The organism is Terrihabitans aquatilis, assembly GCF_052542005.1.
The window spans coordinates 121,527-137,421 of sequence record NZ_JBOCUO010000002.1 but is presented as its reverse complement, the minus strand read 5'-3'; the positions used below and the strand labels follow the sequence as shown (position 1 = coordinate 137,421).

Below are 15,895 nucleotides of genomic sequence, written 5' to 3'. Positions count from 1 at the left end.
CGCTCGAAGCGGCGGGGATCCATGTCCCCGCTTTCTTCGTTTCATCCCGCAGACTGCCAAGAAGACGGCCCTTCGAGGCCGGTTCGAACACGAAAGGAAAAACGATGTTCGCAGTCATCAAGACGGGCGGCAAGCAATATCGCGTTGCCGCCAATGACAAGATCACCATCGGCCGCATCGAGGGCGATGCCGGCTCGAGCGCCGAATTCGGCGAAGTCCTCGCGCTCGGCGGCGACACGCCGTCCTTCGGCGCGCCGTTCGTCGATGGCGCCCGCGTCGTGTACGAGATCGTCGAGCACACGCGTGGCGACAAGGTCATTGCGTTCAAGAAGCGCCGCCGGCAGAATTCGAAGCGCAAGCGTGGCCATCGTCAGGATCTGACGGTGATCCGCATTACGGACATCCTGGCCGCGGGCCAGAAGGCTGGCAGCAAGGCGAAGGCCAAGAAGGCCGCGCCGGCCGCCGCCCCTGAAGAGGCCGCTAAGCCGGCCGCGAACGAGCAGGAGTAAGATCAATGGCTCATAAGAAAGCGGGCGGTTCTTCGCGCAACGGTCGCGATTCCGACGGCCGCCGCCTCGGCGTCAAGAAGTTCGGTGGCGAAGCCGTCATTCCGGGCAACATCATCGTTCGCCAGCGTGGGACCAAGTGGCATCCCGGCGCGAATGTCGGCATGGGCACCGATCACACCCTCTTTGCGCTCGTCGAGGGCAAGGTTGCGTTCGTATCGAAAGCCAACGGTCGAACCTACGTGACCGTGGCCCCGGCCATGGCCGAGGCTGCAGAGTAAAACGGCGGATCATGCGACAATCCGCCGGTGTCCCAGACACCCGGCGGAGCCGCCAGAGCTCCGGTCTTTGAAGGGGAGATGGGACATCCATCTCCCCTTCGTCGCGTCTGGAGCTGGGCACATGCACATCGAAGACAGGATATTCCACCACAGCGAGCACAGTATCCCCAGGACGGGCAGAATCGCGCTGCGCCGTCCGCGCGCCGCCGATGCTCTTGGCATCGTCCGGGTCGCACATGATCGTTCGATCGCCGAGAACGTCGCCAGCATGCCGTTTCCCTATACGGCCGCCGACGCGCAGGCGTGGATCGCCTCCGCCGCGCGAAACGAGTGCGTGGCGTTCGTGGCGCTTGCGGATGACGAGATCGTCGGCGGCGGTGGTTTCGTGCACGGCAATCACGGCGCGCCGGAGCTCGTCTACTGGATCGGCGCGGAACATCGCGGGCAGGGCTACGGAACCGAACTCGTGCGCGCTCTTGTGGATTATGCCTTCGAGGCGATGGGCGCGGAGCGGCTGTGCACCTCCTGCCGGGTGACGAATCCGGCCGGGCGGCGCGTTGTCGAAAAGTGCGGGTTTCAATGGGCCGGCTGCGGGCTGGCAGGTTCGGTCGGCTTCCGGGGCGCGTTCCCGGTTGACCGGTTCCGGCTCGACGCCCGCATCTGGGAGAGCCTCGTCAGCTGGGGCCAATCGCGGACTGGGTCTTGGCCGGGGGCCGATCTATCCGCTAAAGCGGACGCAGGAGCTGTGACGTTATGAAATTTCTCGACCAGGCCAAGGTCTATATCCGCTCCGGCAATGGTGGTGCCGGGGCGGTGTCGTTCCGCCGTGAAAAGTTCATCGAGTTCGGCGGGCCGGACGGCGGCGACGGCGGGCGCGGGGGCTCGGTCTGGGTCGAGTGTGTCACCGGCCTCAACACGCTCATCGATTACCGCTACCAGCAGCATTTCAAGGCCAAGACCGGCGGCCACGGCATGGGTGCCAACCGTACCGGCGCGGGCGGCGCCGATGCCGTGCTGAAGGTGCCGGTGGGCACGCAGATCTTCGACGAGGACGAGGAGACGCTGCTGGCCGATCTCACCGAGCCCGGCCAGCGCATCCTGCTGGCCAAGGGCGGCAATGGCGGTTTCGGCAACGCCTATTTCAAGACGTCCACGAACCAGGCGCCCCGCCGCGCAAATCCGGGGCAGGAGGGCGAGGAGCGCACTATTTATCTGCGCCTCAAGCTCATCGCGGACGCCGGCCTTGTGGGCCTGCCGAATGCCGGCAAATCCACCTTCCTTGCGGCCACGACCGCGGCCAAGCCGAAGATCGCGGATTACCCGTTCACCACCCTGCATCCGGGCCTCGGCGTGGTCCGCTCCGACGACCGCGAATTCGTGCTGGCCGACATTCCCGGCCTCATCGAGGGCGCGCATGAGGGCATCGGCCTGGGTGACCGCTTCCTCGGCCATGTCGAGCGCTGCCGTGTGCTGCTCCATCTCATCGACGGCACGTCGGAGCATGCGGGCGAGGCCTACACCACGGTGCGCCACGAACTCGAAGCCTATGGCGGCGGTCTCGCCGAGAAGCCGGAGATCGTGGCCTTGTCGAAGGCCGATGCGCTCGACGCGGATCTCCGCAAGAAGCAGGTCGCCCGCCTGAAGAAGGCCTGCGGAAAGACGCCGCTTCTGCTGTCCTCGCAATCGCGTGAGGGTGTGCCGGAGGTGTTGCGGTCCCTGCTCGCCGTCATCGACGAGGATCGTGCGGAAGAGGCCGCCTTGTCGGCTCCGGCCGCGGCGGACTGGCAGCCATAACGCCGTGATCGCTCCCAAACTCATCCAGTTCCGCCGCGTCGTCGTCAAGATCGGCTCCGCGCTTCTCGTCGATCAGGCGGAGGGCGCGCTCAAGCAGAACTGGCTGAACAGCCTCGCCGATGATCTCGCGGGGCTGACGCGGCGCGGGGCGGACGTACTCGTCGTCTCGTCAGGATCGATCGCGCTCGGCCGGGCCATCCTCGGCCTGCCCAAGCGCGTGCTGCGGCTCGAGGAAAGTCAGGCGGCCGCGGCTGTCGGCCAGATCGCGCTGGCGCGGGCGTGGTCGGAAGTGCTTGGCCGCCATGGGCTGAGGGCCGGACAGATCCTCGTCACGCTCGGCGATACCGAGGAGCGGGCGCGTTACCTCAACGCCCGCGCCACGATCGGCCGCCTGCTCGATTTCAAGGCCGTTCCCGTCATCAACGAGAACGACACCGTCGCCACGTCCGAGATCCGCTATGGCGACAATGACCGCCTGGCCGCGCGGGTCGCCACCATGGCCAGCGCCGATCTTCTGGTTTTGCTGTCGGATATCGACGGCCTCTACACCGCGCCGCCGGCGCAGGATCCATCCGCCGAGCACATCGCGGTGGTGCCCCGCATTACGCCGTCCATCGAGGCCATGGCGGGCGGGGCGGCGTCGGCTCTGTCTCGAGGCGGCATGCGCACCAAGATCGAGGCCGGCAAGCTCGCCACCGATGCGGGCACCCACATGGTCATCGCGTCCGGCACGATCGATCATCCCCTGCGCGCCATCGAGCAGGGCGCACGCTGCACCTGGTTCCTGTCGGCGGCGAACCCGTCCGCCTCGCGCAAGCGCTGGATCGGCGGCACGTTGGAGCCCAAGGGCGCGCTCTATCTCGACGAGGGCGCAGTGAAGGCCCTCCGCGGCGGCAAGAGCCTGCTCCCCGCGGGCGTCACCCGCGTCGAGGGCAGCTTCCAGCACGGCGATGCGGTGTTCATTCGCGATGCGGACGGCCATGAGATCGGCCGCGGGCTCGTGGCCTATGATGCGGCGGATGCGCTGCGCATTGCGGGCAAGAACAGCGCGGCCATTGCGGAGGTGGTCGGCACGCCGTTCCGCAGCGTCATGGTCCATCGCGACGATCTCGTTCTGCGCGCCTTGGGGTCGTCAGGAGTCGAATAACAAAATCGTAGCAGGTGCCTGTATACACTCCCGCATATTGCAATTGCGGGAGCCTGTCTGAATGACCAAAAGCATGAACCCCAGGGTATTCTGGGGGGCAAGCGCTATCATCGGTGTTTTCCTCCTCATCGGTATTGCCGTGCCGGACGGGGCGGAACATGTCTTTGGCGCCATCCAGTCGTGGATCGTCCAGAGCTTTGGCTGGTTCTACATTCTGGCCGTCGCCGGTTTTCTGTTTTCCGTCCTCATTCTGGCTTTCTCCAGCTTCGGCAAGATCAAGCTCGGGCCCGACGATTCCGTGCCCGATTACAGCTATGCCTCCTGGATCGCGATGCTGTTCGCGGCCGGCATGGGCATCGGCCTGATGTTCTTCGCCGTCGCCGAGCCCATCCAGCATTTCGCCACCCCTCCGGAAGCCGATCCCCGGTCCCTTCTGGCGGCGCGGCAGGCCATGACGTTCACCTTCTTCCATTGGGGTGTTCACGCCTGGGCGGTTTATGCGGTCATCGGGCTCTCGCTCGCCTATTTCAGCTTCCGCTACAATCTGCCCCTGACCATCCGTTCGGGCCTCTATCCGCTGCTGGGCAACCGCATCAATGGCGGGCTCGGGGATGCGGTGGACATTCTGGCCGTCGTCAGCACGGTGTTCGGCATCGCCACGTCGCTCGGGCTCGGCGTCCTGCAGATCGATGCCGGCCTGGGTTATCTTCTCGGCGTGCCCCAGGAAGCCTGGGTGCAGATCATCCTGATCTTCGTCGTCATCGGCATGGCAACGCTTTCGGTCGTGAGCGGGCTCGACCGGGGCATCAAATTCCTGTCCGAGGCCAATCTCGTTCTTGCGCTTCTTCTCATGCTCTTCGTGCTGGTGCTGGGCCCGACGAGCTTCCTTCTGAAGGCGTTCGCCCAGAACATCGGCCAATATCTCGACCAGTTCTTCGCCCGCACCTTCAATCTCTACGCCTATGAGCCGCGCGACTGGATCGCCAACTGGACGCTGTTCTACTGGGCGTGGTGGATCGCATGGTCTCCGTTCGTCGGCATGTTCATCGCGCGCATCTCGCGGGGCCGCACGCTGCGGGAATTCGTGGTCGGCGTGTTGCTCGTGCCTTCGGCCATGACCTTTCTCTGGATGACGGTGTTCGGCAACACCGCCATCTGGCTCGATATGGGCGAGGCCGCCGGCGGCGTGTCGCAGGCGGTGCAGGCCGATATTCCCGTGGCGCTGTTCAAGTTCCTGGAATATCTGCCCTTCAGCACATTCACCTCGTCGCTTGCCGTGCTGCTGGTCGCGGTGTTCTTCGTCACCTCGGCCGATTCCGGGTCGCTCGTGGTCGATACGATTTCGGCCGGCGGCGCCACCGACACGCCGGTCTGGCAGCGTATCTATTGGTGCGCGCTGGAGGGCGTTTCCGCGGCTGCCCTGCTGCTTGCAGGCGGGCTTGCCGCGCTTCAGACCATGACGCTGATCGCGGCGCTGCCGTTCACCGTCATCATGGTGCTGCTGGTGGCCGGCCTGTTCAAGGGCATCAAGGCCGATATCGCGCGCACCACCACGCAGGGCCGAGTGGCGGCGCGGCCCTCGGCCGACCTGCCCTGGCGCAAGAGGCTGGCTCACATCCTTCACGAGCCGACGGCCGCGGAGGTCGCGGCCTTCATCGCCGATGTCGCGAAGCCCGCTCTCAGCGAGGTTGCCGAAGAAATGCGGCGGCGCGGGCAGGAGGTGGATGTCGTCCACGAGGAAGGCCGTCTCTCCCTCACGGTCGTCGCCACCGGCGTCCGTAATTTCGTGTACGGCGTCGAACCCGTCCGCGAACACACCCTGGCTTTGTCGACGGCGGAGCTGATCGGCCCCGAGCGGCGGCGCGCCCAGGCCTGGACCGCGCAGACCTCGTTCTCCGACAACAGCCTCGGCTACGACATCATGGGGCTGACGCGCGAGCAGATCATCGACGACGCGTTGAACCAGTACGAGCAATACCGGGCGCTCATGCAGTCCAACGAATCGGCGTTGTTCATCACCTCGCCGGACCCGGTCTGAGAAGGAATGGCGGCCCTACGGGGCCGTCAAACCCTTCAGCCGGTCGGCATCCTTGGGCGCCGCGCTCTTCTGGTCGTTATCGAAATACACGTAGACGTCGCGTTTTCCCTTGCGCCAATCGGTGATCTTCCCGGACCAATCGGCCAGCGCGTCGTCGGAATAGCTGCCGTGATAGCGTCCCGTCGGGCCGTGGCCGCGCAGATAGACGAAATCGGCCGTCACCTCCCACGGCGCGGGCGCCGCGGCGTGATCGCTGATGCACAGCGCGATGTTGTGATCGGCCAGCAGGGCCATGATCTCGGGCACGTACCACCCGGGATCGCGGAACTCGACGGCGCAGCGATGCTTCCTGGGCAGCTGCGCGAGGAAGCCCGCCAGCCGTTCGGCGTCCAGCTTCATCTGGGGCGGCAGCTGGAACAGAACCGGCCCGAACGTCGCACCCAGCCGCTCCATCCGCCCGAACACGAGGTCGAGGCTCTCGTCGACGTCCTTCAGTCGGCGGAAATGGGTGATGAAGCGCGAGGCCTTCCAGGTGAACACGAAATCCGCCGGCACGGTCTCGCGCCAGGCGTCGATCGCTTTCTCCGTGGGCAGCCGATAGAAGGAATTGTTGATTTCCGTCGTGTCGAAGCGGCTCGCATAGAAGGCGAGCTGGTCCTTCACCTTCACATTCGGCGGGTAGAACGGGCCGAGCCAGCTGCCATAATGCCAGCCGGACGTGCCGATGCGCAGCGACGTCATCGCGTCACCTGGGTGCATCTGTCCGGCGCATGGCCTATATGTCTGTATGTTGTTTGGGTCACTGGTGTTGTCATGGGTCTTGTGAGTGCGGTGAAGCTCAACGCGGTCGCGCCTTCCGGGATTGCCGCCGAGGAAAATATTTCTGACATCATGATGACGATGGGGCGGGACGCACGCGCGGCCGCGCGCCAGCTCGCTCTGCTCGACCGTCCGTCCAAGGACCGCGCTCTGCTCGCCATGGCCGCCGCCGTTCGGGCGCGCACGGCCCAGATCCTCGACGCCAATCGCGAGGACGTCGCGGCCGCCTCGGCGGCCGGCATCGGCTCCGCCTTGATGGACCGCCTCGTGCTCGACGAAAAGCGCCTCGCGGGCATCGTGCAGGGCATCGAGGACGTGGCCGCACTGGCCGATCCGGTCGGCGCCGTCACCGCCACCTGGCAGCGGCCGAACGGGCTGCACTTCGAGCGCGTCGCCACGCCCATCGGCGTCATCGGCATGATCTATGAGAGCCGCCCGGGCGTCACCGCCGATGCGGGGGCGCTGGCGCTCAAATCCGGCAATGCCGTCATCCTGCGCGGCGGCTCGGAAAGCTTCCGCAGCTCGCGCGCCGTCCACGCCGCCCTTCAGGAAGGCCTGGTCGAGGCTGGCCTGCCCGCCGCGGCGATCCAGATGGTGCCGACGCGCGACCGTGCCGCCGTGGGTGAGATGCTGGCCGGGCTCGACGGCAATATCGACGTTCTGGTGCCACGCGGCGGCAAGGGCCTCGTCGCCCGCGTACAGGCGGAAGCGCGCGTGCCCGTCTTCGCCCATCTCGACGCCAACAACCACATCTACGTCCACGCTCCCTGCGATCTCGATCAGGCGCTGACCATCGTGCGCAACGCCAAGCTGCGCCGCACCGGCGTCTGCGGCGCGGTCGAGACCTTGCTGGTGGACCGGGCGCTGGCCGCCACCCACCTTGCCCCGCTGGTCACCATGCTGCTCGATGCGGGTTGCGCGGTGCGTGGCGATGCCGAAACGCAGGCGGTCGATTCTCGCATCACCGCCGCCGGCGAGGAGGACTGGGCCACGGAATTCCTCGACGCCATCATTGCGGTGCGTGTGGTGGAAGGGCTCGACGCGGCGCTCGCCCACATCGAGCGCTACAGCTCGCATCACACCGACGGAATCCTGACGGACGACCCGGCGGCCGCCGAGCGTTTCCTGCGCGAGGTCGATTCCGCCATCGTCGTGCACAACGCCTCCACCCAGTTCGCGGACGGCGGCGAGTTCGGCTTCGGCGCGGAGATCGGCATTGCCACCGGGCGCATGCACGCGCGCGGCCCGGTCGGCCTCGAACAATTGACGAGCTTCAAATATCGTCTGCGGGGCAGCGGCCAGACCCGGCCGTGAGAGGCCTGCCGCCCCATGCAGCCGGCATGCGCATCGGCCTGTATGGCGGCTCCTTCAATCCGCCGCACGCGGCCCATGTCATGGTCAGCCGCCGGGCGCTCCTACGTCTCGGCCTCGATCGCGTCTGGTGGCTCGTCAGCCCCGGAAATCCCCTGAAGGACAATGACGGCCTGCCGCCGGTCGAGACACGGCTCGAACAGGCGCGCGCGCTCATCACCGATCCGCGCATCGTGCCGACCGACGCCGAAAGCCGGCTCGGTACCCGCTACACCATGGACACGCTAAGCGCGCTCCAAGCCCGCTGCCCCGGGGTGCGCTTCGTTTGGATCATGGGCGGTGACAGCTTCGCCGCCTTTCACCTCTGGCGCGACTGGCAGGCCATTGCGGGCACGATGCCTTTCGCCGTCATCGACCGCCCCGGCACCACCCACACCGGGATGCGGAGCAAGGCCGCGCTCCGGTTCGCGGCCGGTCGCATCGACGAGAGCGATGCCGCCCTCCTGCCGCTGTGCGCGCCGCCGGCCTGGGTGTTGCTGCACGGTCCCAGATCGGACCTTTCGTCGTCGCGACTCCGGGGCGATAAAACGCGTGCTTGAACCGGATGTCACACCGTCACTATATTCTGGGTGTGTTCCGGCAGCGGCCGGAGCCGACAGAGAGGAAGAACACTGCACATTTCCACGAACCAGGAGGCGGCTATGAGCCTGCCCCCGATTGGCGCTCAGGTCGCCGCATCGGCCCCCGAGAGCCTCATCGCGTTGATCCAGGCGATTCTCGACGACGCTAAAGCCGAGAACACCGTCACGATCGATCTGACCGGAAAATCGCTCATCGCCGATGCGATGATCGTGAGCGAGGGCCGTTCCGACCGCCACGTCGCCTCGATCGCCGAGCGTGTCATCCAAGGCCTCAAGGAAGCCGGATACGGCCGTTGCCGGGTCGAGGGCCTCCAGATGGCCGATTGGGTGCTGATCGATGCCGGAGACGTCATCCTTCACGTGTTCCGGCCGGAAGTGCGCTCCTTCTACAATCTCGAGAAGATGTGGTCGTCCGACCGTCCGAGCGAGAGCTCCGTCGCCTGAGGCGATGAGCCTATGCGCATTGTCGTCGCGGTTGTCGGGCGTCTGAAGGACGGCCCGGAAAGGGAACTTGTCGGCCGTTATGTGGAGCGCACCGGCGGCATCGGCCGGGGCGTCGCCCTCGGTCCGGTCGATGTGCGCGAATTGCCCGAAAGCCGCGCCCGGCGGCCGGAGGATCGCAAGCGTGACGAGGCGGAGGCGCTCTGCGCCCTGCTGGAGCCGGGCGCTCCCATCGTCGTCCTCGACGAGGGCGGCCTCAATCTGACCAGCGCCGATTTCGCCGCCCGCATCGGCCGCTGGCGCGACGAGGGCGCACCCTGCCTTCATTTCGTCATTGGTGGAGCCGATGGTCTCGCTGCGGAGCTTCGGCAGCGGGCGCAATTGGTGCTCGCCTTCGGGGGCCTCACCTGGCCACACGGCATCGTCCGCGTGCTTCTGGCCGAACAGATCTATCGCGCGGCGACGATTCTGGCGGGCCATCCCTATCATCGCGAATAGGCGCGGCGGGCAGGGTTAAGCAAACGTCAAGGGTTCGGGCGCAGCAAGGTGGGGATGCAGACGATCCGGCACATCGGGCATGGACTGGCGGCGGGCGTGTTGGCGCTCCTCATCGCCGCGTGTCCGCTCGCGGTGTCCGCCCAGCCGCGTGATCCGGAAACGAAGCGGCAGGAGCTCGAGGCGCGCCGCGCCGAGCTCGACCGTGCCCGCCAGAACGAAGAGCGCATCCGCGCCGAGCTTGGCGACATCGCGCAGGAGCGCGAGCGCCTCGCCGAGGAACTCGTCACCACCGCCGCCCGGATCCGTTCGACGGAAGGCGAGATCACGGGCGCCGAGCAGCGGCTGACGGATCTTTCCGCCAGCGAGCGCGACGTTCAGGTCAAGCTCGCCGAAAGCCGTGCCGTGGTGGCTGAGCTGCTGGCCGCGCTGCAGCGCATGGGTCGCCGCCCTCCGCCCGCCATCATCGTCCAGCCCAAGGACGCGCTCACCTCCGTGCGCACCGCCATGCTGCTGGGCAATCTCCTGCCGGAGATTCGGGGCCAGACGCAGGTGTTGGCGCAGGATCTCGCCGAGCTTGAACGGGTGCGCGGCGAGATCGCCGGACAGCGTGACACGCTTGCCACGGCCCATGCCGACCTCCAGGCCTCGCAGCAACGCATCGGCATTCTGATCGAGGCGCGGCAGAAGCGGCAGAGCGAGCAGGAGACGGCGCTCGTCGACGAGCGCCAGAACACGCAGAAATTGAGCCGCGATGTGCGCTCTCTCGAAGAATTGATCGCCCGCATGGAGCGCGAGATCGCCTCCTCCCGCAAGGCTGCGGAGGCGGCGGCCCGCCAGCGCCCGGGCGAGCTCGATGCGCCGCCATCGCGCTCGGAGCTGGCAGCCCTCAACGATCCCGGGCGCATTGCACCGGCTTTTTCGTTCGCTTCGGCCAAGGGGCTCTTGCCCTTGCCGGTGAATGGCCTCACCTTGACCCGGTTCGGTGAAGAGGATGCCTACGGCAGCACGCAGAAGGGCATTTCCATCTCGACCCGGTCGCGCGCGCAGGTCACGGCCCCGTGCGATGGCTGGGTCGTGTATGCGGGACCGTTCAGATCCTATGGACAGGTCTTGATCCTGAACGCCGGCGGTGGATACCATGTCTTGCTTGCCGGCATGCAAACGGTCAACGTGACGCTTGGGCAATTCGTGTTGACCGGAGAGCCGGTGGCCGAAATGGGCGAGGGCGCCAATCAGACGGCTTCGATGATCGGTGGCGGTGCGGCGCAACCGGTTCTCTATGTGGAATTCCGCAAGGACGGACAGTCCATCAATCCTGGCCCCTGGTGGGCCAACAGTTCTGCCGAAAAGGTACGCGGATGATGCGTAAGGTTTCCCTAGTTCTCGTCGGCGCCCTCCTTGGCGCCACCTCGGTCGGAGTGGCCCAGAACCACGGCGTGTTCACCCGGGCCTGGGCGGCGGGGAATGCGGAGACCTACCGCAATCTCAACCTGTTCGGAGACGTGTTCGAGCGCGTGCGCGCCGAATATGTCGAGAAGCCGGAAGATTCCAAGCTTGTGCAGGACGCCATCAACGGCATGCTGTCGGGTCTCGATCCCCATTCCAGCTACATGGACGCCAAGCGCTATCGCGACCGCCAGGTCGACATCCGCGGCGAATTCGGCGGCCTCGGTATCGAGGTCTCGATGGAGAACAACCTCGTCAAGGTCATCAGCCCCATCGACGAGACGCCCGCCTCGCGCGCCGGCATCCTGGCCAACGACATCATCACCCACATTGACGGCCAGCAGATCGAGGGGCTGACGCTGCAGCAGGCCGTCGAGAAGATGCGCGGTCCGGTCAACACCTCGATCACGCTCAAGATCATGCGCAAGGACACCGAGCCGCTCGACGTCAAGCTGACGCGCGACGTGATCCGCATCCGCGTGGTCCGCAGCCGCATGGAAGGCACCGATGTCGGCTATGTCCGCGTCGCGTCCTTCAGCGAGCAGACCAGCGAGAACCTCGAAAAGGCCATCGAGGAGATCAAGAAGAACACGCCCGAGGCCGATCTGAAGGGATATGTGCTCGATCTGCGCAACAATCCGGGCGGCCTTCTCGACCAGTCCATCCGCGTCGTCGACACCTTCCTCAACCGCGGCGAGGTCGTGTCCACGCGCGGCCGCCAGCCGCAGGACATCCAGCGCTATAGCGCCCGCAATGGCGACCTGACGGGCGGCAAGCCGGTCATCGTGCTCGTCAACGGCGGCTCCGCCTCGGCCTCCGAGATCGTGGCCGGCGCCCTGCAGGATCACAAGCGCGCCACGGTGCTGGGCACCCGGTCGTTCGGCAAGGGCTCGGTGCAGAGCCTCGTCGATCTCGGCCCCAACGGTGCGCTCTCGCTCACCACGGCGCGCTATTACACGCCGTGCGGCCGCTCCATTCAGGCCAAGGGCATCGAACCCGACATCATCGTCGAGCCGAAGATCCCCGACGATCTGAAGGGCAAGGACCGTACCCAGGGTGAGGCGGGTCTGCGCGGCCATCTGCTCGGCACCGGCGAACAGCCGCGCCAGGCGGATCCCGTGTCGGAAGGCGAGATCAAGAACGAGGACAAAACCTCGGAAGAGGGCGGTTCCTCGGCCTATGTGCCGCCGGAGGCAAAGGACGACGTGCAGCTCCAGGCCGCGCTCGAGCTCCTGCGCGGCACCCGCTCCGACGAGCACTTCCCGCCCAAGGCCGGCGAACTCTCGGCCGAGTGCTCCCAGATGGCCAAGGCTCCGGCCAAGGCCCAGAAGAAGACGAATTAAGCCTTCTCGTGGCGCCCTTCTTCGCGAAAGGGCGCCACGCACGTCATGGATGACGCGCCGTGGACGATGAATTCCGCACCCCGCTGGGGATGCACCGCCGGCCGCCGCGTCGCTTTCCCCGAATCCTCCCTTATCTCGCTGCCGCGCTTCTGCTCCTGATCGTGGGTGCGGTGCTGTGGGCGGCTTTGCTGGGCGATCCCATGGGTGGGGAGCCCCAGGCCGTCGCCACGATCGAGCGCGAGCCTCTTGCCCCGCCGGTTCCAGTCTCTCCAGAACGGGCTGCGCGCTCGGGCCCGCCTGCCGCGCCGGTGCCGATCGACGACGTCATTACCGCGACCGAGCCCGCGTCCGGCCCGCTCATCATCCGGATCCCGCAGAACAATCGCCCCGGCACGGGCTCCGGTGGCGGCACCGATTCCGCGCTCGTCGAAGACACACCCGCCGGCCCCCTGCCGAGGATCGCGCCCGATGGCAGGCGTCCGCTCGATGTCTATGCCCGCCCCGCGCCGCCTTTATCCGGCCGCCCGCGCATCGCGCTCGTCGTCATGCTCGACACCTCCATGGAGGGCGCCCTGGCCCGTGCTATGGCGCTTCCGGAGGATGTCGGCTTCGCTTTGCGGGCGGATGAGGAGAACGTCGAGGCCGGGGCCCGCCTTTTGCGCAATCGCGGCCGTGAGCTCCTGCTCGGGTTGCCGGTTCAGCCTTTCGGCGAGGACGAACTCGGCCCGTTGACCGTCAGCGCCCGGCTTCCTGCCACGGCCAATCTGCAGCGGCTCGCGCACGCCATGGGTCGGTTCAGCGGCTATATCGGCCTCGTCAACGTGTCGGACGGTCCGCTTACCGCCGAACCCGAGGCTTTGCGTCCGCTTCTCGCGGAGGCCGGGCGTCGCGGGCTGGGGCTGGTCGATCCGGGGGCGTCCGCCAATGGCCGCGTGCATGAGACCGGCCGCGCCGTCGGTGCTCCGTCCGTGCGCGCGGAATTCCTCGCCGGAGACGGCGAGCCGGCGGCCGCATGGCTGCAACGGCTGGAGCTTGCCGCGCGCCGCGATGGAAGGGCACTGGGTATGTGGAACACGCCGCCGGCCGATCCGGCGACCATCGCCGAATGGGCCAAAAGCCTGTCGGATCGGGGCTTTGACCTCGTCCCGGTCAGCGCCATGTTGAGGCAGCAAGACCCCTCCTGATTCTCCCGCAAAGGCGCCGGCCATGACCGATCCCAAATCTCTCCCGTATCGCCCCTGCGTGGGCGTCATGCTGGTCAACCGCGAGGGGCTGGCCTTCATCGGGCGGCGCGCGAAGGGCACGGAGACCATTGGCGAGGATCAGGCCTGGCAGATGCCGCAAGGCGGCATCGATGAGGGCGAGGACCCCTACCAGGCCGCCCTGCGCGAGCTTTACGAGGAAACCAATGTCCGCTCGGTCGAGCCCATCGCCGAGACGAAGGATTGGGTGACCTACGATCTCCCGCCGGAGCTCGTTGGCGTCGCCTGGAAAGGGCGCTATCGCGGTCAGCGGCAGAAATGGTTCGCTCTGCGCTTCACCGGTGACGAGAGCGAGATCGACATCGAGCATCCGGCAGGCGGCCACCACAAACCGGAATTCTCGGCCTGGCGCTGGGAGCCGGTCGAGCGCCTGCCCATCCTCATCGTGCCCTTCAAGCGGTCGAGCTATGAGCGGATCGTGGCCGAGCTCGGGCCGGTGGTTGGGGCATGAACGACAAGCCCTACCGCCCGAATGTCGGCGTCGCGCTTTTCAACCGGGACGGCTTGGTCTTCGCCGGCCATCGCTTCGCCTCGTCGGGCCCGGAAACCATTCCCGCCGGATTCGAATGGCAGATGCCGCAGGGCGGCATCGATGAAGGCGAGGACGTGGTCGAGGCGGCGCGGCGCGAATTGTGGGAGGAAACGGGCGTGAAATCCGTCTCCCTCCTCGCCGCCACGGAGGCGTGGTGGAGCTACGATTTCCCACCCTATGCCGGCCCGCTGACGCACAAGCTCGCGCCCTTCCGCGGCCAGCGCCAGCTCTGGGTGGCCTTCCGGCTGGAGGGCGGGCTCGACGAGATCAATGTAGACGTTCCGGAATGTCTCGAGGACCCGGAATTCGACGCCTGGGGCTTCTTCCCCCTCCGCAGCCTGCCGAAGCTCGTCGTGGACTTCCGCCGTCCGGTCTATGACAAAGTGGCGGAGGCCTTCGCCCCGTTCGCGGTGCCCGTCAGCTAGACGGGCCAGCGTCCCAGATTCCAGGCCGAATCCCAGAACATCCATTCCAACTGCGTGGCACGCGTGAAAGCCTCGTGCATGTCCGCGACGATCTGCGGCGAGGCCGATGCGGCCACGCGGTCGGTTGTCGCGATCACGCCGCGCACCGCCTCATGGAATTCCTCGCCGGAATAGGTGTCGATCCACGCCGAATAGGGATTCGGGCTCGCCGCGCGGGTCAGGATGTCGCGGCCGATCTCGGCATAGATCCAGAAGCAGGGAAGCAGCGCGGCCAGCGCCACGGGGTAGGGCTCCGCCCAGGCCGTCGCCTTGAGATAGCTCGTGTAATGATGGCAGGCTGGCGTGAGTTCGGCCGCCGCGAAATCCTCCACGGTCACGCCGAACTGCCGGAAATAATCGGCATGCAGCGCGCGCTCGACGATGATGGCCACCTTCGCCGCTTCGGCGAACTGCACGATGCCGTCCGGATCGTCCGCCTTGGCTGCGGCCACCGCCAATGCGCGGCCGAACGCGATCAGGTAATGGGCATCCTGGACCATGTAATGCCGGAACGACGCTTCCGGCAGCGTTCCCGCTGCGAGCGCCTCGTTGAACGGCATGGTGCGAATGGTTTCATAAAGAGCCGCATTGGCGGCCCACGCATCGGTACTAAACGGCATCAACGACCTGTGCTTGAGCGGCAATCGCCGGTTTGCGCCGGCGGATCAGAAGCGACGGCCCGAAAAACAGGCGGTGCATGCCGGCGATGAGAATGAGGGTCAGGCTGGCGCTGATCACCACGTCGGAGAACCAGTGCCGGCCGAAGGCCACGCGGAGGAAGGCGGTGGCTGCCGTCAACGTTACGGCGGCCCCGATGGCGAAAGGCCGGATCTGAGGCGGTGCGAGGCTGGCGGCGGCGGCCGTCCAGGCCACGGCCGAGACCTCTCCCGACACGAAGGAGCAATTGCCTTCGCACGGACCGCCCGGTTTCCACCACGGCCAGAAATTGGTGGTGCCGCCGAACATGGCGGATTCGGCCGGGCGCGGCCGGCCCCAATTCTCCTTCAACCCGCCATTGACGACGAGGCCGGGAACCACGATCAGCGTGGAAAGGAGAAACAGCGCCTGGCGGGAAGGAAGATGGCGCGCGATGCGCCATTTGAAACGGTGCCCGACCAGGGCCAGCACCGCGACGATCGTGATGGCGTGCGGCAGGTGCATCAGCGACCAGCGCACGCCGCGCACCCAGGCGCTGTCGTCGAGCGGAAAATCGCGCAGGGCGGGATCGTAGAAGAGCGCCGTGATCGACACGTCGAGCGACGCGTTCAAGGCGCACAGCAGGGCCACGAGGAGGCCGATGACGGCGGCTAAGCGTGCGGTAATCGGCATGAACCCCCCGGTTGCCGAAGCAAATCACCCTACCTGCAGTTTG

The 15,895-nt window shown here is 66.6% G+C and carries 18 protein-coding genes; 15 read left to right on the top strand and 3 right to left on the bottom strand.

Annotated elements, in window-relative coordinates; genetic code table 11:
* Nucleotides 1-104 precede the first annotated feature (104 nt).
* From rplU to ACQ6S1_RS06665, 6 genes are all read left to right on the top strand, one after another.
* On the top strand, nucleotides 105-509 hold the full coding sequence (gene rplU, locus ACQ6S1_RS06690) for a 50S ribosomal protein L21 (protein ID WP_445040413.1): 405 nt from the start codon (nucleotides 105-107) through the stop codon (nucleotides 507-509).
* 5 nt (nucleotides 510-514) lie between these two features.
* Nucleotides 515-787: a 50S ribosomal protein L27 gene (rpmA, locus tag ACQ6S1_RS06685; RefSeq protein WP_445040412.1), complete on the top strand. Its 273-nt coding sequence runs from the start codon at nucleotides 515-517 to the stop codon at nucleotides 785-787.
* A gap of 121 nt (nucleotides 788-908) precedes the next feature.
* Nucleotides 909-1,544 carry a GNAT family N-acetyltransferase gene (locus tag ACQ6S1_RS06680; RefSeq protein ID WP_445040411.1) on the top strand — a complete coding sequence of 212 codons (636 nt, stop codon included), beginning with the start codon at nucleotides 909-911 and terminating at the stop codon, nucleotides 1,542-1,544.
* Nucleotides 1,541-2,581: a GTPase ObgE gene (gene obgE, locus ACQ6S1_RS06675; protein WP_445040410.1), complete on the top strand. Its 1,041-nt coding sequence runs from the start codon at nucleotides 1,541-1,543 to the stop codon at nucleotides 2,579-2,581. The genes ACQ6S1_RS06680 and obgE overlap by 4 nt, the downstream gene beginning before the upstream one ends.
* Nucleotides 2,582-2,588: 7 nt before the next feature.
* A complete protein-coding gene (proB, locus tag ACQ6S1_RS06670) occupies nucleotides 2,589-3,728 on the top strand; it encodes a glutamate 5-kinase (protein WP_445041228.1) in 1,140 nt (379 codons plus the stop codon).
* Between the two features lie 73 nt (nucleotides 3,729-3,801).
* Nucleotides 3,802-5,766 (top strand): BCCT family transporter, encoded by a 1,965-nt coding sequence (locus tag ACQ6S1_RS06665; RefSeq protein WP_445040409.1) that lies wholly within the window; start codon nucleotides 3,802-3,804, stop codon nucleotides 5,764-5,766.
* Between the two features lie 15 nt (nucleotides 5,767-5,781).
* On the opposite strand, the gene ACQ6S1_RS06660 is transcribed toward ACQ6S1_RS06665, so the two are convergent.
* A complete protein-coding gene (locus ACQ6S1_RS06660; RefSeq protein ID WP_445040408.1) occupies nucleotides 5,782-6,507 on the bottom strand; it encodes a DUF72 domain-containing protein in 726 nt (241 codons plus the stop codon).
* A 72-nt stretch (nucleotides 6,508-6,579) separates the two neighbouring features.
* Between ACQ6S1_RS06660 and ACQ6S1_RS06655 the strand changes: the two genes are divergently transcribed.
* The 9 genes from ACQ6S1_RS06655 (at nucleotide 6,580) to ACQ6S1_RS06615 (ending at nucleotide 14,484) form a co-directional block, all read left to right on the top strand.
* Nucleotides 6,580-7,899, top strand: coding sequence for a glutamate-5-semialdehyde dehydrogenase (locus ACQ6S1_RS06655; RefSeq protein ID WP_445040407.1), 1,320 nt, complete (start codon nucleotides 6,580-6,582; stop codon nucleotides 7,897-7,899).
* The gene (locus ACQ6S1_RS06650) at nucleotides 7,863-8,495 is read left to right on the top strand and encodes a nicotinate-nucleotide adenylyltransferase (RefSeq protein WP_445041227.1); all 633 of its coding nucleotides are present in this window, start codon (nucleotides 7,863-7,865) and stop codon (nucleotides 8,493-8,495) included. The genes ACQ6S1_RS06655 and ACQ6S1_RS06650 overlap by 37 nt, the downstream gene beginning before the upstream one ends.
* Nucleotides 8,496-8,597: 102 nt before the next feature.
* Nucleotides 8,598-8,981, top strand: coding sequence for a ribosome silencing factor (gene rsfS / locus ACQ6S1_RS06645; protein WP_445040406.1), 384 nt, complete (start codon nucleotides 8,598-8,600; stop codon nucleotides 8,979-8,981).
* Between the two features lie 12 nt (nucleotides 8,982-8,993).
* Complete coding sequence (gene rlmH, locus ACQ6S1_RS06640; protein ID WP_445040405.1) at nucleotides 8,994-9,476, top strand: 23S rRNA (pseudouridine(1915)-N(3))-methyltransferase RlmH; 483 nt, start codon at nucleotides 8,994-8,996, stop codon at nucleotides 9,474-9,476.
* A 54-nt stretch (nucleotides 9,477-9,530) separates the two neighbouring features.
* Nucleotides 9,531-10,838 (top strand): murein hydrolase activator EnvC family protein, encoded by a 1,308-nt coding sequence (locus ACQ6S1_RS06635; RefSeq protein WP_445040404.1) that lies wholly within the window; start codon nucleotides 9,531-9,533, stop codon nucleotides 10,836-10,838.
* Nucleotides 10,838-12,265 (top strand): S41 family peptidase, encoded by a 1,428-nt coding sequence (locus tag ACQ6S1_RS06630; RefSeq protein WP_445041226.1) that lies wholly within the window; start codon nucleotides 10,838-10,840, stop codon nucleotides 12,263-12,265. Before ACQ6S1_RS06635 ends, ACQ6S1_RS06630 begins: the two co-directional genes overlap by 1 nt.
* 59 nt (nucleotides 12,266-12,324) lie before the next feature.
* A complete protein-coding gene (locus tag ACQ6S1_RS06625) occupies nucleotides 12,325-13,449 on the top strand; it encodes a divergent polysaccharide deacetylase family protein (RefSeq protein WP_445040403.1) in 1,125 nt (374 codons plus the stop codon).
* A 22-nt stretch (nucleotides 13,450-13,471) separates the two neighbouring features.
* Nucleotides 13,472-13,978, top strand: coding sequence for an RNA pyrophosphohydrolase (locus ACQ6S1_RS06620; protein WP_445040402.1), 507 nt, complete (start codon nucleotides 13,472-13,474; stop codon nucleotides 13,976-13,978).
* Nucleotides 13,975-14,484, top strand: a complete 510-nt coding sequence (locus tag ACQ6S1_RS06615; RefSeq protein WP_445040401.1) for an RNA pyrophosphohydrolase — start codon at nucleotides 13,975-13,977, stop codon at nucleotides 14,482-14,484. The genes ACQ6S1_RS06620 and ACQ6S1_RS06615 overlap by 4 nt, the downstream gene beginning before the upstream one ends.
* Here the strand turns inward: ACQ6S1_RS06615 and tenA are convergent.
* Both tenA and ACQ6S1_RS06605 read right to left on the bottom strand, forming a co-directional pair.
* Nucleotides 14,481-15,143, bottom strand: coding sequence for a thiaminase II (tenA, locus tag ACQ6S1_RS06610; protein ID WP_445040400.1), 663 nt, complete (start codon nucleotides 15,141-15,143; stop codon nucleotides 14,481-14,483). The two genes, ACQ6S1_RS06615 and tenA, sit on opposite strands and share 4 nt — an antisense overlap.
* On the bottom strand, nucleotides 15,133-15,852 hold the full coding sequence (locus tag ACQ6S1_RS06605) for a phosphatase PAP2 family protein (RefSeq protein WP_445040399.1): 720 nt from the start codon (nucleotides 15,850-15,852) through the stop codon (nucleotides 15,133-15,135). The genes tenA and ACQ6S1_RS06605 overlap by 11 nt, the downstream gene beginning before the upstream one ends.
* Nucleotides 15,853-15,895: the final 43 nt, after the last annotated feature.

What these genes read in the sequence shown, in the direction of transcription:
- ACQ6S1_RS06635 (WP_445040404.1), top strand. Translation starts at nt 9,531, where the DNA reads ATGCAGACGATCCGGCACATCGGGCATGGACTGGCGGCGGGCGTGTTG.
- rplU (WP_445040413.1), top strand. Translation starts at nt 105, where the DNA reads ATGTTCGCAGTCATCAAGACGGGCGGCAAGCAATATCGCGTTGCCGCC.
- ACQ6S1_RS06665 (WP_445040409.1), top strand. Translation starts at nt 3,802, where the DNA reads ATGAACCCCAGGGTATTCTGGGGGGCAAGCGCTATCATCGGTGTTTTC.
- rpmA (WP_445040412.1), top strand. Translation starts at nt 515, where the DNA reads ATGGCTCATAAGAAAGCGGGCGGTTCTTCGCGCAACGGTCGCGATTCC.
- ACQ6S1_RS06655 (WP_445040407.1), top strand. Translation starts at nt 6,580, where the DNA reads ATGGGTCTTGTGAGTGCGGTGAAGCTCAACGCGGTCGCGCCTTCCGGG.
- obgE (WP_445040410.1), top strand. Translation starts at nt 1,541, where the DNA reads ATGAAATTTCTCGACCAGGCCAAGGTCTATATCCGCTCCGGCAATGGT.
- ACQ6S1_RS06620 (WP_445040402.1), top strand. Translation starts at nt 13,472, where the DNA reads ATGACCGATCCCAAATCTCTCCCGTATCGCCCCTGCGTGGGCGTCATG.
- ACQ6S1_RS06680 (WP_445040411.1), top strand. Translation starts at nt 909, where the DNA reads ATGCACATCGAAGACAGGATATTCCACCACAGCGAGCACAGTATCCCC.
- ACQ6S1_RS06605 (WP_445040399.1), bottom strand. Translation starts at nt 15,852, where the DNA reads ATGCCGATTACCGCACGCTTAGCCGCCGTCATCGGCCTCCTCGTGGCC.
- ACQ6S1_RS06630 (WP_445041226.1), top strand. Translation starts at nt 10,838, where the DNA reads ATGCGTAAGGTTTCCCTAGTTCTCGTCGGCGCCCTCCTTGGCGCCACC.
- rlmH (WP_445040405.1), top strand. Translation starts at nt 8,994, where the DNA reads ATGCGCATTGTCGTCGCGGTTGTCGGGCGTCTGAAGGACGGCCCGGAA.
- ACQ6S1_RS06615 (WP_445040401.1), top strand. Translation starts at nt 13,975, where the DNA reads ATGAACGACAAGCCCTACCGCCCGAATGTCGGCGTCGCGCTTTTCAAC.
- ACQ6S1_RS06660 (WP_445040408.1), bottom strand. Translation starts at nt 6,507, where the DNA reads ATGACGTCGCTGCGCATCGGCACGTCCGGCTGGCATTATGGCAGCTGG.
- tenA (WP_445040400.1), bottom strand. Translation starts at nt 15,143, where the DNA reads ATGCCGTTTAGTACCGATGCGTGGGCCGCCAATGCGGCTCTTTATGAA.
- rsfS (WP_445040406.1), top strand. Translation starts at nt 8,598, where the DNA reads ATGAGCCTGCCCCCGATTGGCGCTCAGGTCGCCGCATCGGCCCCCGAG.